The sequence below is a fragment of the Actinoplanes sp. ATCC 53533 genome (assembly GCF_003947245.1).
This window is the reverse complement of record NZ_QHHV01000198.1, coordinates 1-14,133: the sequence shown is the minus strand read 5'-3', so window position 1 is coordinate 14,133 and position 14,133 is coordinate 1. Positions and strand designations below refer to the sequence as shown.

The following is a 14,133-nucleotide window of genomic DNA, read 5'->3' as shown; positions in this document are numbered from 1 at the left end:
TGATCGAATGATGGCCGCGGGCCACCGGTATCCCCTCGAACAATTCCTATGACCACCATGTCCGTCAATCAACCAAGCGGACAGACTCGCTGCTCAATAACTGAATGCGTCCGGGTCTCACCCGTGTATAACATCGTTGCCATGGATGGGCGGCCACGGGTCGTCGGCGCGGCCACCGGCCGGCCACCGGCGATGGTCGAGCGCACACATGAGCTGGCCGCGCTGGCCGACTGCCTGCGCGGCATCCAGGGCGGCGGGCCCGACGGCGGGCCCAGCGACACGGCCCGCGTGGTCGTCGTCGAGGGCGTCGCCGGGATCGGCAAGACCGCCCTGCTCGAGGCCGCCCGGGAGATGGCGGCCGAGGCGGGCGTCCGGACGCTCTGGGCCCGCGCGCGCCACCTCGCCGCCACCGCGCCGTACGACCTGCTGCGCCGGCTCCTCGGCCCGGCGGTGGCCGCCCGGGGTGGGCCCGGCGCGCTCACCGGCGCCCCGGCGTTCGCGGCCCCGCTCTTCATCCCGGGCGCCGGCAGCGACGCGGGTGTCGACTACGGCTGTCACTGGTTGCTCGCCGCACTGGCCGAGGAGGGCTCGCTGCTGGTCGCCGTCGACGACGCGCACTGGGCGGACGTCGACTCGCTGCGAGTGCTCTGCGACGCGGCCGAGGATCTGCGGACCATCCCGCTGGCGATCCTGGTGGCCGCCCGGCCGACGGCGGATCCGGCCGTTCAGCCGCTGCTGGCGCGGCTCGCCACGCTCGGCTGGGCGAGCCTGGTACGCCCGGCGCCGCTCACCGAGAGCGGCGCCGCCGCGGTGTTGCGCGGCGCGTTCGGCCGGGCGCCGGACGAGGCCTTCGTCCGCGCCTGCACCCAGGCCAGCGGCGGAAACGTGTTCTATCTCCGGGAACTGATCCGGCCACTGGTCGCGGCCGGCCTGCCGCCAGGCGTGAGCGCCGCCGGCGAGCTCGCGGCGACCGGCCCGGACGCCCTCGTCCGGACCGTCCAGGGCCGGCTCGGCGAGCTGGGCGAGGTCGCCACCCGGCTGGCCCAGGCGGCGGCGGTGCTCGGCGACGACACCCCGCTGTGGCAGGTGTCCGCCCTGGCCGGGATCGACGCGGGCCGGGCGGGCCACGAGGCGGCCCGGCTGGCCGCGGCCGCGATCCTGGCCCGCACCGATCCGGCCGGGTTCAACCATCCGCTGGTCCGGGTCGCCGTCGAGCACACCGTCGGGCCCGGCGGGCTCGGCGCGCTGCACGCCCGGGCGGCCCGCCTGCTGGACGACGCGGCCGCACCGGCCCGCCAGGTCGTCCAGCACCTGATCCTGGCGCCGCCGACCGGGTCGGCACAGACCGTGCGGCTCCTGACGGACGAGGCCCGTCAGGATCTCGCGGCGGGCTCGGTCACGGTGGCGCACCAACTGCTCCAGCGGGCGCTCGCTGAGCCGCCGTCCGCGTCGGCGCGTCCCGCGGTGCTGCTCGCCCTCGCCGAGTCGGAGCGTGCGGTCGGCGAGCCGGCCGCGGCCCGGGCCCACCTGATCGAGGTGGCCGAAACCGGGCCGCGGGAGCTGGCGATCAGCGCCATGGCCGAGCTCTTCGAGCTGCTCTACGCGCTCGACGACCAGGAGGGCGCGACGCGGCTGCACGACCGGGCGTTCGCCGCCAAACCGTACGGAGCGAGCGCGGCGGAGCTACGCCTGCGCGCCCAACTCCTGGTGCACGTCGCGACCGGGCTGGCCAAGAACGCGCCCGCCGAGCTCTTCGACTTCGACCTGGGCAGCCTTCCCATGGAGTCGGGCGAGCAGCGGCGCCTGCTGCTCTGCGCGGCGATCCACTGCCGGGCCGCCGACGCCTGCCGGCCCGACGAGTTCCTGGCGCACCTGCGTCGATCTGTGCGAGGGCTGCCCGCCGACCGGCCGCTGACCTACTGGGAGACCCTGGCGGCGCTCGAAGCCGCGGCGTACCTCGCGTCGGTCGAGGCGATGGCCGACGCGGAGGCCGTACTGGAGAGACTGTGTCCCGACGTGGCCCGGCTGCGCGGCGCCGCGCCGGATCTGCAGGCCGAGTGGACCCACCGGACGGTGCTCAACACGCTGCGCCGCGGGCGGTTCGAGGAGGCCCTGGCCCGCCTGGACTACGCGGAGGAGTTCGCCGGCCGGCACCGGCTCGCGGTCTACACCGGCCTCGCCCACTATGCCCGCGGCTGCCTGCACCTGGAGCGGGGCGACTACCGCGAGGCCGGCCGGGAGCTGCTGCTCGGCCCGGTCGAGGCCGGCGTGATCGGTGCGCTCGGCGACCTGCTGTCCGGCCGGCCGGCGCAGGCGCTCGCCCGGCTCGCCCTCCCCGCCGGCGCGGCGGCCCCGACCGAACGGGAGATCGAGTTCGAGGCGCATCTCGTCGCCAGCCACGCGCACGAGCTGCTCGGCGACCGCGACGCGGCCATCCGGGAGGCCGAACGGGAGCTCGCCATCCGGCGCCGGCACGGTCCGTCCTTCCGCCTCGCCCTGGCCCTGCGCCGGCGCGCGTCGTTCGCGCCCGCCCGCGGGGCCGTCGCCCTGCTCGAGGAGGCGACCCGGGTGTGCGCCGGCACACCGCGGCTGCCCGTGCTGGCCCGGGTCCAGGCGAGCCACGGCGCGGCGCTGCGCCGCGCCGGGCGCCTGCGGGAGGCCCGTACCGTGCTCGCCGAGGCCCTCGATCACACCGGACGGCTCGGCATGACCCGGCTGGGCCGCCGGGTGGCGGACGACCTGCACGCCGCCGGCGGCCGCCCGCGGCGGACCAGGGTGACCGGCGTCGGTTCGCTGACCGACAGCCAGGCCACAGTGGCCCGGCTGGCCGCCGCCGGGCGGACGAACCGCGAGATCGCGGAGGGCCTGTACGTGAGCATCAAGACCGTCGAGACGCATCTGGCCGCGGTCTACCGCAAGCTGGCCGTCACCCGGCGCGACCAGCTGGAGCCGGCTCTCGCGGGCAATTCTCAGGGTGGCTACCCTGACGCCTGAGGGCCGGTTCCGAGCCGACGATGGCAGCAGCATCGCTGAATCGGAGGCCCGCCATGTCGACACCCTTGACCATCCGGGTGGTGGTCGCGGATGACCAGCCACTGATCCGGGCCGGCCTCGGCGCGCTGCTCGCCGCGCAGCCCGGCATCGAGGTGCTGGCGGAGGCGTCCGGCGCGGAGGCACTGCGCACGGCGGCCGCCACCCACCTGCCCGACGTCGTGATCATGGAACTGCTGCTGCCGGGCTGCGCCGACGGCGACCTGATCGGCAAGCTGGTCGCGGACGGTTGCCGCGTGCTGGCGATGACTTCGGACCGCGACCCCCGCCACGCGTTCGCTGCCCTGCGCTCCGGCGCGGCCGGGTTCCTGCTCAAGTCCAGCCCGCCGGAGGTGCTGATCGGTGCGGTCCGGGCCGTCGCCGTGGCCGGCACCTGGCTCGAGACCGCGGTCGTGGACGCGATGCTGGCGGAGCTGTCGAGCCGCCCGGCCACCGGGGAAGACGTCGTCGGCTACGTCCGGCTGCTGACCGCCCGGGAGCGCGAGGTCCTCGTGCTGCTGGCCAACGGGCTGGGCAACATGGAGATCGCCGGCCGGCTCTACCTCAGCGAGGCGACGGTCCGCACGCACATCGGCCGCATCCTGATGAAGCTGCACTGTCGCGACCGGACCCGGGCGGTCGTGGTGGCCTACCGCTCCGGCCTGGTCCGGGTCACCGCCGGCGGGGCCGGTCGGGCCTGACCCATCTCTTCGCCTTGGCCGTTGCGCCTTGGGCTGGTCCGGGTCACCGCCGGCGGGGCCGGGCGCGCCTGACCCATCTCTTCGCCTTGGCCCGTTGCTCCTTGGCCAGCTTCCTGGTCGCCTCGGCGGTGGCCGGGTCGAAGCAGCGCATCGCCGTGTCATCCTTGGCCAGGCCGCCGAGCAGGTCGGCGGCCCGGCCGACCTCGGCCGGATGCCGCACGTACTCGCCGTCGCGGTATCGCACGTACGGGCGGCTGGCGTAGATGCCGAGGCTTCGCGCGATCACCGACGCGATCGGGTCGGTCGTGTCCCGGGCGTCCTTGCGGCGTGCCTCGCCCATCTCGGTCAGCAGTTCCCGGGCCTGGCTCAGGGCGTTGCTGCCGCCGAGCGCGAACCAGGCGCCCACGTCCGGCCGGAAGAGCTCCATCGCGTTCATCTCGTCCCGGCGGGTCTTCGGGTAGGCGACCTGGATGGTCAGCGACTCGCCGCGGATCACCAGGGTGGCGGACCGGCCCGGATCGTCGGGATCGGCGATGGTCAGCAGCGGGGTCAGCCGGTACCGGCCCGGGTCGGCCATGGTGAAGCCGCCGGCGCCGAACGACAGGCTGATGTTCTCCGTCTGGGGGATCCCGGGCTGCAGCACGCTCGGGCTGGACCTGAGATCGAGACACCGCTGCAGCATGGGCACGAACGGCTGGGCCTCGCTCACCCGGGTGACGCCCACCCCCGAGTAGCGCTCGACCAGCACCTCCAGCAGGCCGGCCTTGATGTCGAGGGCGTCCGGCGGCAGGATGACGCCGCGGGTGCCGTTGTTCGTCAGGGACACCTGCAGATAGACCGGCTGGCCGAAGTCGAACAGCGTCCCGGCGTCCGGCGGCTCGAGGGCCAGCCGGAAGCCGGGGGTCGGCTCCGCCGGGACGAACTCCGGGCGGGCGCCCGGTGTGCTTCCCCAGTAGTTGACCGAGTGGAAGGGCGCCGTCCCGGGCATGACCGACGAGAGCGGCCCGTGCCGGATGAAGGCCACCTCGTCGGGGTCGAACCGATAGGCGAACTGCCGCCAGTAGTCGTCCTCCCGGCCGCCGCCGCGGTATTCGGAGTCGTAGTTCATGAAGGACATCGAGTCGGCCCGCCCCAGGACCCGCTCGAACCGGTGGGCGAGGTTGAGGGCGTGGCCCAGCTCGTGCACCGTGGTGTGGATGATCCGCCGGTCCTCCTCGTCGACCGGGGTGCGGTCGCGGATCTCCTGGACGAAGACGGCGAGGCCCTGCCGGGGCAGCAGGTCGATCACGTCGAACATCACCCCGAACAGGCCCGGCTTCGTCGCCCGGGTGAGCATGAGCAGATGGACCTCCCAGCTCGGCACGGCGAGGGCGGCCTGGGCCGAGCCGTCCATCACGTCGTGCAGCCGCTGCAGGTCGCGCTGCAGGTCGAAGACGTTTGACTCGTTCCACTCCCAGCCGGGGAGGTTGCGCGGGAGCATCCCGGGCTGGCCCACGCCCGAGGCCTCCAAACCGGCCAGGCGCAGGCACTCCCGGACGGTGATCCGCAGGCCTTCCCACTGCAGCGGCTGGGGCCACAGCACGTCCATCTCGGTTTCGGTCTCGACGCCGAGCCGGCGGAACTCCGCCGCGACCCACTGCACCAGCACGATCACCTCGTTGCCGGCGGGCAGGCCGTTCAGGCCCCGGTCGGGGCGCAGCCGCACGACGGCCGCGGCGCCGCGCCCCGGCACGGCCTCGACGGCGAGGTCGCCGGGGACGACCACCCGGTCGCTCGACTGCCAGACCGCCCGCCAGGCACCGTGCGGCTGGGTGACCGCCAGGCCCGGCTCGGTCCGCACCGAGGCCACGGGCCGGCGCGGTGCGGCGCCCGCGAGGAAGACGTCGCCGCTGACGACCTGGGAATCGCCGACATCTATTCGCAGCTCCACGAAATAGGTGCCGTTGCCACCCTCGTAGCGGCCGTCAGGCAGGGACTGCGGGATCGGCGTCAGATCGCCCATGGCTGAGTCCTTAATCTTGGTCCGGTGCTCCGATTATTCGCCGGAAATCCGCCGGCCTCGTCCGCCACTCAACTGATTTCCCCTGTCGGATCAGAGACGTACGCGCGGCGTCCGGCACGCGCGATTACCTAGCCCGGTCAGCGCGATAACGTAGTTCGGCGTACCCGCATCGGACGGACGCCGGTGCCGCCGGAAAAGGGAATCCTCGAATTGGTGGCGTGCCGTTTCGGCGCGCCGCGGACGCCGATCCGAGGGATGCGAACGATGGGAACCTTCACCGGGCCGCCGCCGGCCGACGGCCGGCGGCCGCTGCTCGCCGCCCATTTCCTGGGCACCTTCCAGGTCACGATCGACGGTGTGCCCGTCGACACGACCTCCCGCCGCCGCACCCGCCACGTCCTGGCCTACCTGCTGGCGCACCGGCGGGCGCCGGTCCCGCGGGACGTGCTGATCGAGGCCCTCTGGCCGGGCACCGCACCGGCCGCGGCGCGTAACAGCCTGCACGTCGCGCTCAGCCACGTCCGGCAGGCGCTGCGGACGGCGCATCCGCGGGCGGCGATCGAGCGGCGCTTCGACACCTACCGGATCGCGGACGCGGTGGCCGTGTGGACCGACATCGAACGCTTCGAGCGGCACCGCGCCGCCGGCGCGCTGGCCGAGCGGCGTGGCGACCAGGTGGCTGCCCGGCACGACCAGGAGGCGGCCTGCCAGCTGTACGGGGGCGACTTCCTCGCCGACGAACCGTACGTGGAGTGGGCCGCGCCGATCCGGGACGGGCTGCGGCTCGACGTGATCGACGTGCAGGGCCGCCTGGTCGAGCGCTACCTCGCGGACGGTGCCTACGGGCCGGCGGCGGTGCTCGCCCGGCGGCTGCTGGAGATCGACCCGTGCAACGAGGCGGTGCACCGGCGGCTGATGACGTGTTACGCGGCGGCCGGCCAGCGGCACCTGGCGCTGTCCCAGTACCACCGGCTCGTGGAGTTGCTGTGGACCGCGCTGCGCGTGCGGCCGTCGTCCCGGACGACCGCCCTCTTCGAGGAACTGAGCCATCCCCGGCACGACCGCGTGACCAGGGTTGCGTGACGGCCCGGTCGGCGTACGGTCGATGAATGACCACATTTCACCAGTTGACATGCGCCGTCAGCCCGGGTGGCCTGCTCTTCACCTGCGAGGACGACGAGTGCGGCCGCCGCCTGATCGTCGACCCGGCCGGCGGCGGGCTCGTGGTGATCGATCACGGCGACCGGGCTGCCCTGCATCGCGGCTCGGTCGGCGGCGTCCGGTTGTCGCCCGCGCGGGTGGGTCCCGCCTGACGCGGGATGGCGGGCCCCGGCCGGAGACCGCCATCCGCGACCCGCGGGCTACGCGATCCGCAACACCGGCCCCTCCACGACGGCGGCCACGTTGCTGGGCGTACCGAAGTTGCGGTGGGTGAGCACGGTGACGACCTTGTAGATCCCCGACGTCGGCGCGATCGGCGGGTTGGGCAGGGTGTTCGCCGGCACCGCTACGGTGGCGGCGTAGTTCTGCCCGCCGTTGACCGCGAGCGTCGTGGTCCCGATCTCCTGTTCCGGCCCCGGCCCGACCGACTCGACATAGGCGGTGACCGTCCACTCGCCGCCCAGCAGCAGAGCGGTGAGGGCGTCGACCGACCAGTCCGTGTCGATCCGGAACGGGGCACCGGCCTCCAGGACCGAGGCGGGAGCGCCGCTGTTGTCCACGATCGTCGCGTTGAACGTGCCCGGGCTGAAGAGCACGTTGGGAAACTGGATCTGAGCCATGTCTTCCTCTCCCCGGCAGCAGGTCGCTGCCGATGGGCGGAGCATGCCGCCACCCGGTTACACGGCCCTTACCTGCGACCTAACCACCGAGACGAATCCGGTAAGAGCGTGCCGACGGCATTGTCCAGCCGTGTCCAAGCGCGTCCAATCAGAGCCTCGCGTGATCACCGATCCGGCTATGTTCTCGCCGTTGCCGACGATCGGAGATTCCCGTGTCCAGTCTTACCCCCAGCGAGCTCGACCGGCTGGTCAGCTCCCAGCGCAAACTCAACATCTCGGCGTTGGTGGCGGTCGTCGTCCTGGTGGCGATCGTCGTGGCGATGGCCAGCGCCGGGGTGTCGTTCGTGCCCGGTGCCCTGGTCGGCGTCGCCATCGGAGCCCTGTTGAGCGTGCCGCACCGCCGGTTGCTGAACGAGCTCGGCCTGAGCCGGCAGGACGCACGAGCGATCCTCAGCGCCGAGAAGAAGCGGCGCAAGAGCCTGCACTGATCCTGCTCCGGCCACCACCCGCGGCATGACAGCGACCTCCGGCGGCACTGACATACCAACGGGCTCGCTCAGGGGCCTGCAACTGGTGGTGCCCGAGGCGCGCGCCGAACTCGTCGCCCGGGGCGTGGAGAACAGCGCGGTGCGGGCGCCGGGCGAGAATCCGGCCCCGGTCGACGATCCGCTGGACAACGTCGGCTTCGTGTTCTTCAGCGACCCGGACGGCGCCTGAGTTACTGTCTGTCGGCATGGTGGGCACGGCGGGCCAACGCTGTACTCACTGGCCCAGCAGCCACCGGTGCGGCGCCGCGAGCTTGCGTGCCGCCGGCGGGCCCCACGAGCCCTGTGGGTACTTCGCCAGGCGTGGCGGCGCCTGGAGGATCGGCTGCACCGTGCGCCAGGCCGCCGCCAGCCCGTCCGGGCGGGTGAACAGCGACCGGTCGCCGAGCAGCACGTCGTGGATCAGCCGCACGTACGGCGGCAGCGGCTCGTTGCCCGGCAGTTGGTCCAGCGGCAGCCCGAGCGTCGCGGGCTCGACCCGCAGCTCGACACCCGGCGTCTTGGCCAGCAGGCCCAGCTCGATCGCGCCGTCGCCGGCCAGCGAGAACGTCAGGGTGTTCGTCTGCGGCGACAGGCCGGTCAGCGGGCGCCGCGGGGTGCGCAGCACCATGGTCACCCGCTGCTCGCTCGCGGCCATCCGCTTGCCGGTGCGCAGCAGGAACGGCACGCCCTTCCACCGTGGGTTGTCGATCCACAGTCTCGCGGCGACGAAGGTGTCGGTCCTGGACCTCGGCCGGACACCCGTGATGTCGCGGTAGCCGTCGAACTGTCCCCGCACCACCTCGGCCGGGTCCAGCGGGCGGAACGAGCGGATCACCCGCTCCCGGGCCGACTGCAGGTCGGCGGCGCCCAGGCTGGCCGGCGGCTCCATGGCGATTTCCGCCGCGACCTGGAACAGGTGGGTGACCAGCATGTCCAGCACGGCGCCGGTCGCGTCGTAGAAGCCGGCCCGGTTCTCGACGCCGAGGGTCTCCGGCACGTCGATCTGCACGCTCTCGACGTGCTCTCGGTTCCACATCGCCGCGTAGAGCTCGTTGGCGAAGCGGATCACGTGCAGGTTCTGCGTCGCCTCCTTGCCCAGGAAGTGGTCGATCCGGTAGACCTGCGACTCGTCCAGCACGGCGTGCACGATCCGGTTGAGCGAGCGGAAGTCCTTCGGGGAGGTGCCGAACGGCTTCTCGTAGACCACCCGGGCGCCCGCGGCCAGGCCGTGCTCCCCGAGTGCCCTGGTCAGCTCGGGGAAGGTCTGCGGCGGCACCGCCAGGTAGTGCACGAGCTCCGCCTTCGGGCCCAGCCTGCGCCGGGCGCCGCCGATCACGTCGAGCAGGCTGCCGGGGGAGTCGGTGGTGAAGCCGCCGCCGGCGAAGAGCAGCCGCTGCTCGAACTCGTGCCACGGGCCCTTGCCCGGGTGCGGTCCGAACTCGACCAGCGCGTCGTGCACGCGCCGGCGGAAGTCCTCGTGCGCCACGTCGCCGCGCCCGTTGCCGACCAGCACCCAGTCGGCGGGCAGCAGCCCCTCGATGGCCAGCGTGTAGAAGGCGGGCAGCACCATCCGCCGCGCCAGGTCGCCGGTGGCCCCGAACAGTACGAACACGGTCTTCGTCGTCGCCATGTCCCCAGCATTCTCCGTTCGGCGGCCGGCTAACCGCGGACGCGCGACCGGGTCCTGTGACGCCGGCCGCCCCCGCTTCACAATCTGCCGAAAATAATCGCCGATATTTTGAACCGGATGAATTCGCCCAGGAACTGAACCCAGGTGTGGTGCCGTCGCGTACTTGATCCCGAACGACATTGATAGCCAACGACTAGGAGTGGTGATGAGACTGCGACAGCGACGACGCATCGGAGCCGGTACGACCGGGTTCAACCGTAAGGCGATCGGCGGCGCGGTCATCGCTGGTGTGCTGGTGGTGGGTGGTGTCACCGGACTGCAGTTCGCCTCGGCGGGCGAGCAGGCCCAGGCTTCCGAGATCGTGGCCGTTGACGGCCAGAACTTCGATATCGCCGGCTGCGAGAAGCTGGAAATCAACGCGGGCGCCGTCATCTGCGACGGTGAGCAATTGGCGCCCGAGGAGGAAGTCGGCGCGGGCGATGCCGCCGATGCGGCTGCCGCGACACTCGAGGCCGCGTGCGATCAGTTCGTGATCGACCAGGCCGCCGCGGAGGGCGCCGCCGAGGAAGGTGCCGCTGAAGAGGGCGCCGCCGAGGAGGATGCCGCGGACGGCAAGGCTCCGGCCGAGATGTCCAAGAAGGCCAAGAAGGCCGTGGCGAAGAAGTACGTCAAGGACATGGGCAAGGCCGCCGAGGAGCGCGCGGCCGAGCAGGCCGCTCGCGAGGCCGCCAAGGACAAGGAAGCCGCCGAGCAGGCCGCCAAGGAGAAGGAGGCTGCCGAGCAGGAGGCTGCCGAGCAGGACGGTGCCGCAGCCGAGGATCTCGACGCCGCGGTGACGGATGCCCGTGCGACTCTGCTGATCGCGTGCCTGGACCTCGCCGCCGCCAAGGACGCGGCCGGCGAGGGCGCCGCTGCCGACGAGCAGGCCGGTGCCGAGGACCAGGCCAACGAGGCTGACGACGCCGGTGCCGCCGACGAGGCTGCCGACGAGCAGGCCGCCGAGGAGCACAAGGCGACGACGAAGAAGAACTAGTCGCACCGCACGGCACCGGCCCGGCCCGCAGTCACCTGCGGGGCGGGCCGGTGCCGTGCGTCCGGGTCAAAATCGGTCCGGCGCGCGCACGCCGTCGGCGGTGGGCTTCCAGTCGCCGCTGTCGCGGCTGTCGAAGGTGAGCCCGGCGCCCGAGGCGATGGCGATGGCGACGAAGAAGAGCAGGATGGCGATTCCCATGACGTTCACACCCTTGTTCCGGCGAGTTGTTTGCCGGTGCGCACCGGGTTGCTTGTTACCAGCATGGACCGGCGGCGCGGGTTCGGACAGTGGCAGAGATGCCATACATCTTCAAAATCCTGCCAACCCGTCGTAGGCTGGCGGCATGTTGCGCAGTGTCGCTGTCATCGCCCTTCCCGACGTGGCCGTCTTCGAGCTCGGTGTGATCTGTGAGCTCTTCGGCTACGACCGCACCGCCGAGGGACTGCCCGCCTACGACTTCGCCGTGTGCAGCGTCGACGGCGGCCCGGTCCGTACCCAGTCGGGTTTCACCATCGTGCCCAGCCACGACCTCGGCCCGGCCGACGAGGCCGACCTGGTCGCGGTCGTGCCCGGCAACCCCGACTGGGAGCCGCCCGCCGCGGTGCTCGACATGCTGCGCCGCGCCCACGCCCGCGGCGCGTGGGTGATGAGCGTGTGCACCGCGGCCTTCGCGCTCGGCGCGGCCGGGCTGCTCGACGACCGCCGCTGCACCACCCACTGGCGGCATTCCGACGCGCTGGCGGCCCGCTTCCCGCTGGCGAAGGTCGACCCCGACGTGCTCTACGTGGCCGACGGGACCATCATCACCAGCGCGGGCACCGCCTCGGCCGTCGACTGCGGCCTGCACCTGATCCGCGAGGAGCACGGCTCCGCCGTGGCCACCCAGCTCGCCCGCCGGATGGTCGTGCCGCCGCACCGCGACGGCGGCCAGGCCCAGTTCATCGAGACGCCGCTGCAGCCGATCGAGTGCGAGACGCTGCAGCCGCTGCTGGCCCAGGTGCTGGAGAGCCTGGACCAGCCGCACACGGTGGACACGCTGGCGGCGCAGGCGCACATGGCGCCCCGCACCTTCGCCCGCAAGTTCCGGGCCGAGACCGGCGCGACCCCGCACGACTGGCTCATCGGCCAGCGGGTGCTGCTGGCCCGCCGCCTGCTGGAAGACTCCGACCTGGGCGTCGACGCGATCGCCGTCCGGGCCGGCTTCGGCGGCGCCGCCACCCTGCGCCATCACTTCGGGCACCGGCTGGACACGACACCACAGGCGTACCGGTCGATGTTCCGGACCCGGAGCCGCTGACCCGTCACCGGCTCTCGATACCATGACCCCCGCATCGGAGGTGCATGGTGACGGACGCGACGCGGTCGCTGCGATGGTACGGCGGGCTCGCCGTGCTCTTCTTCGGCATCGGGCCGGCGGTGATGCTCACGCTGCTCGTCGTGCAGGACCGCACACCCGGATCCGTCGGGGTGCTGCTCATCTTCGGCGTGCCGCTGGTGCTGCTCGCCCTGGTCATCGCCGGGCTCGGGATGACCGGGTCCGACCCCGAGCTGACCAGCCGCCGGATGCACCTGGCCATGGCCCTGGTCGCCGGCGCCGACGTGCTCATGCTCGGCGGTAACGCGATCATCCGGATGATCGCGGAGTGATCTTCCGGCGGACGCTGCCGCTCGGCGTGGTGCTGCGCGACCGGCTGGGCCGGCCGCGCCGCGTCCGGAGCCTGGTCAGCAGCCCGCGGTCGCGGGTCTGGCGGGCCGAGTTCGCCGGTACGCCCACCGTCGTCAAGCAGATCGTCGGAGGCCCCGACGCCGTCGACCGGTTCGACCGGGAGTTGCTCGCCCTGCGCCTGGCCGGGGCCGGCCGCCCCCGGGTCGTGCCCGAGGTGCTCGCCGCCGACCGGGACCACCGGGTGCTGGTGCTCGAACACCTCGCCGCCGTCCCGGACGACGGACCCTGGGCGATCCGCTACGCCACCGCGCTGGCCCGCCTGCACGCCCTCAGCCCCGGCGACCTGCCCGCCGACACCGGCCCCGGGGCGCCGGACATCCGCGCGTTCCTCGCACTGGCCCGGGCCCTCGGCGTCCCGGTCCCGGCCGGCGCCGAGGACGAGCTGTCCGCCCTGCTCGGCCGGCTCCGGGCGGCCGGCAGCGCCCAGTTGCTGCACGGTGACCCGTGCCCGGGCAACGAGATCTCCACGGCCGGCGGCATCCGCTTCGTCGACCTGGAGGGCGCCGCCGCCGGCGCCGGCCTCAGCGAGCTCGCCTACCTGCGGATCGGCTTCCCGACCTGCTGGTGCGTGCGGTCCACGCCGGCGCCGGTGCTGCTCGCCGCCGAGCGGGCGTACCGGGACACCTGGCGGTCGCTGCGCGGCGGCGACCCGCCCGGTGACCTCGCCGACGCCTGCCTGGGCTGGGTGGTCCAGGGCGACGCCCTGGTCGAACGCGCCGAGCGGCGCGGCACGGACCACTTCGCCCGGATGCTGCGCGCGGACTGGCAGTGGGGCACGATGACCGCCCGCGAGCGGGTCATCCACCGGCTCGGGGTCGCCGCCGCCGCGGCCGACGGGCGCGCCGACCTCGCCGCCACCGTACGGCTGGCCGCCGCGATGCGGGAGGCCCTCGCCCGCGCCTGAAAAGAAATGTCGGCCGTCGATGTCACGCCGACGGGCTCCCGGAGACCTAACTAGGTGGGAGTTCCCGGGGCGAAACGGAGACATCGGTGGTTGAGGCGCGTGATACGCACGACACGGACGACGTGGACAGTGCGCAGGCGCCCGTTCCACCACCCGGGGCCATCCCCGATCCACCGCCCGCCGCGCAGATCGAGGAGTTCTTCCGGCGCTACTGGCAGGGCCTCGTGCACAGCCTGCAGCGTGAGGGTGCCAACCTCTGGGAGGCTCAGGACGCCGTTGCCGAGGCGATCCGGGAGGCGCTGCGCCGCTGGTCGGAGCTGACCCATCCGGTCGCCTGGGTGCGCACGGCGGCCCGGTCACACTGGCTCAAGCAGCGGCGCAGCGCCGGGCACGGCGACGTCGAGGTGCTGGTCGCCGACGTCAGCGCGCTCGGCGCCGGGCGCGCCGATCCCGAGCTGGTCGCATACGAGCTGCAGGAGTGGTTCGCCGGAGTACTCGCCCAGCTGCCGCCGGCCCGCCGCGAGGCGCTCGAGCTGTCCGCGCAGGGCCTGACCCCCGCCGAGATCGCCCAGCTGGTCGGCAAGACGCCGGAGGCGGTCCGCACGGCGCTCAAGCTGGGCCGCAAACAGGCGGTGGCCATGTGGCAGGCGGTCCCGTCACAGCGCGTCCCGGCGCCGGGACGCCCACCCGAGCAGGAGCCACGCGATCCCGCCCCGGGGCGTCCGTCCGAGGAGGAGTCGCGCGATTCCGCTCTGGGGCGCGCGTCCGAGGAGGAGTCGCGCGATTCCGCTCTGGGGCG

General features: G+C 73.1%; 15 protein-coding genes. 11 read left to right on the top strand and 4 right to left on the bottom strand.

What is annotated here, in order from left to right:
• Positions 1 to 141 precede the first annotated feature (141 nt).
• The gene (locus tag DMB66_RS46300) at positions 142 to 2,994 is read left to right on the top strand and encodes an AAA family ATPase (protein WP_158647576.1); all 2,853 of its coding nucleotides are present in this window, start codon (positions 142 to 144) and stop codon (positions 2,992 to 2,994) included.
• A gap of 53 nt (positions 2,995 to 3,047) precedes the next feature.
• Positions 3,048 to 3,731: a response regulator transcription factor gene (locus tag DMB66_RS46295; protein ID WP_125810481.1), complete on the top strand. Its 684-nt coding sequence runs from the start codon at positions 3,048 to 3,050 to the stop codon at positions 3,729 to 3,731.
• Positions 3,732 to 3,774: 43 nt separating this feature from the next.
• Here the strand turns inward: DMB66_RS46295 and DMB66_RS46290 are convergent, their stop codons facing one another.
• Entirely contained in the window at positions 3,775 to 5,733 is a 1,959-nt protein-coding gene (locus tag DMB66_RS46290) for an acetyltransferase (protein ID WP_125810480.1), read from the bottom strand.
• Between the two features lie 264 nt (positions 5,734 to 5,997).
• On the opposite strand from DMB66_RS46290, the gene DMB66_RS46285 reads away from it, so the two are divergent.
• The gene (locus DMB66_RS46285) at positions 5,998 to 6,816 is read left to right on the top strand and encodes a BTAD domain-containing putative transcriptional regulator (RefSeq protein ID WP_158647575.1); all 819 of its coding nucleotides are present in this window, start codon (positions 5,998 to 6,000) and stop codon (positions 6,814 to 6,816) included.
• A 26-nt stretch (positions 6,817 to 6,842) separates the two neighbouring features.
• A complete protein-coding gene (locus DMB66_RS46280; protein WP_125810478.1) occupies positions 6,843 to 7,046 on the top strand; it encodes a hypothetical protein in 204 nt (67 codons plus the stop codon).
• Between the two features lie 48 nt (positions 7,047 to 7,094).
• On the opposite strand, the gene DMB66_RS46275 is transcribed toward DMB66_RS46280, so the two are convergent.
• Positions 7,095 to 7,514, bottom strand: coding sequence for a hypothetical protein (locus DMB66_RS46275; protein ID WP_125810477.1), 420 nt, complete (start codon positions 7,512 to 7,514; stop codon positions 7,095 to 7,097).
• Between the two features lie 212 nt (positions 7,515 to 7,726).
• Here DMB66_RS46275 and DMB66_RS46270 point away from each other — a divergent pair, with 212 nt between their 5' ends.
• Together DMB66_RS46270 and DMB66_RS46265 are read left to right on the top strand one after the other, a co-directional pair.
• Complete coding sequence (locus DMB66_RS46270; protein ID WP_125810476.1) at positions 7,727 to 8,002, top strand: hypothetical protein; 276 nt, start codon at positions 7,727 to 7,729, stop codon at positions 8,000 to 8,002.
• A gap of 25 nt (positions 8,003 to 8,027) precedes the next feature.
• Positions 8,028 to 8,231 carry a hypothetical protein gene (locus DMB66_RS46265; RefSeq protein WP_199753021.1) on the top strand — a complete coding sequence of 68 codons (204 nt, stop codon included), beginning with the start codon at positions 8,028 to 8,030 and terminating at the stop codon, positions 8,229 to 8,231.
• Between the two features lie 45 nt (positions 8,232 to 8,276).
• Here DMB66_RS46265 and zwf read toward each other — a convergent pair whose 3' ends face one another.
• Positions 8,277 to 9,671: a glucose-6-phosphate dehydrogenase gene (zwf, locus tag DMB66_RS46260; RefSeq protein ID WP_125810475.1), complete on the bottom strand. Its 1,395-nt coding sequence runs from the start codon at positions 9,669 to 9,671 to the stop codon at positions 8,277 to 8,279.
• A 163-nt stretch (positions 9,672 to 9,834) separates the two neighbouring features.
• Here zwf and DMB66_RS46255 point away from each other — a divergent pair, with 163 nt between their 5' ends.
• The gene (locus DMB66_RS46255) at positions 9,835 to 10,704 is read left to right on the top strand and encodes a hypothetical protein (protein WP_125810474.1); all 870 of its coding nucleotides are present in this window, start codon (positions 9,835 to 9,837) and stop codon (positions 10,702 to 10,704) included.
• 66 nt (positions 10,705 to 10,770) lie between these two features.
• On the opposite strand, the gene DMB66_RS65405 is transcribed toward DMB66_RS46255, so the two are convergent.
• On the bottom strand, positions 10,771 to 10,902 hold the full coding sequence (locus DMB66_RS65405) for a hypothetical protein (protein ID WP_255441350.1): 132 nt from the start codon (positions 10,900 to 10,902) through the stop codon (positions 10,771 to 10,773).
• Between the two features lie 145 nt (positions 10,903 to 11,047).
• On the opposite strand from DMB66_RS65405, the gene DMB66_RS46250 reads away from it, so the two are divergent.
• From DMB66_RS46250 to DMB66_RS46235, 4 genes are all read left to right on the top strand, one after another.
• Positions 11,048 to 12,001, top strand: coding sequence for a GlxA family transcriptional regulator (locus DMB66_RS46250; RefSeq protein ID WP_125810473.1), 954 nt, complete (start codon positions 11,048 to 11,050; stop codon positions 11,999 to 12,001).
• 44 nt (positions 12,002 to 12,045) lie between these two features.
• Positions 12,046 to 12,351, top strand: a complete 306-nt coding sequence (locus tag DMB66_RS46245) for a hypothetical protein (protein WP_125810472.1) — start codon at positions 12,046 to 12,048, stop codon at positions 12,349 to 12,351.
• A complete protein-coding gene (locus DMB66_RS46240; RefSeq protein WP_199753020.1) occupies positions 12,348 to 13,334 on the top strand; it encodes a phosphotransferase in 987 nt (328 codons plus the stop codon). The genes DMB66_RS46245 and DMB66_RS46240 overlap by 4 nt, the downstream gene beginning before the upstream one ends.
• 86 nt (positions 13,335 to 13,420) lie before the next feature.
• Positions 13,421 to 14,133 (top strand): RNA polymerase sigma factor (locus DMB66_RS46235; protein WP_148112831.1); only part of this gene is annotated, 713 nt, incomplete at its 3' end.

Bases quoted from the DNA above. Each gene is read 5' to 3' on its own strand.
- DMB66_RS46275 (WP_125810477.1), bottom strand. From the start codon at position 7,514: ATGGCTCAGATCCAGTTTCCCAACGTGCTCTTCAGCCCGGGCACGTTC.
- DMB66_RS46245 (WP_125810472.1), top strand. From the start codon at position 12,046: ATGGTGACGGACGCGACGCGGTCGCTGCGATGGTACGGCGGGCTCGCC.
- DMB66_RS65405 (WP_255441350.1), bottom strand. From the start codon at position 10,902: ATGGGAATCGCCATCCTGCTCTTCTTCGTCGCCATCGCCATCGCCTCG.
- zwf (WP_125810475.1), bottom strand. From the start codon at position 9,671: ATGGCGACGACGAAGACCGTGTTCGTACTGTTCGGGGCCACCGGCGAC.
- DMB66_RS46290 (WP_125810480.1), bottom strand. From the start codon at position 5,733: ATGGGCGATCTGACGCCGATCCCGCAGTCCCTGCCTGACGGCCGCTAC.
- DMB66_RS46300 (WP_158647576.1), top strand. From the start codon at position 142: ATGGATGGGCGGCCACGGGTCGTCGGCGCGGCCACCGGCCGGCCACCG.
- DMB66_RS46280 (WP_125810478.1), top strand. From the start codon at position 6,843: ATGACCACATTTCACCAGTTGACATGCGCCGTCAGCCCGGGTGGCCTG.
- DMB66_RS46295 (WP_125810481.1), top strand. From the start codon at position 3,048: ATGTCGACACCCTTGACCATCCGGGTGGTGGTCGCGGATGACCAGCCA.
- DMB66_RS46250 (WP_125810473.1), top strand. From the start codon at position 11,048: ATGTTGCGCAGTGTCGCTGTCATCGCCCTTCCCGACGTGGCCGTCTTC.
- DMB66_RS46285 (WP_158647575.1), top strand. From the start codon at position 5,998: ATGGGAACCTTCACCGGGCCGCCGCCGGCCGACGGCCGGCGGCCGCTG.
- DMB66_RS46265 (WP_199753021.1), top strand. From the start codon at position 8,028: ATGACAGCGACCTCCGGCGGCACTGACATACCAACGGGCTCGCTCAGG.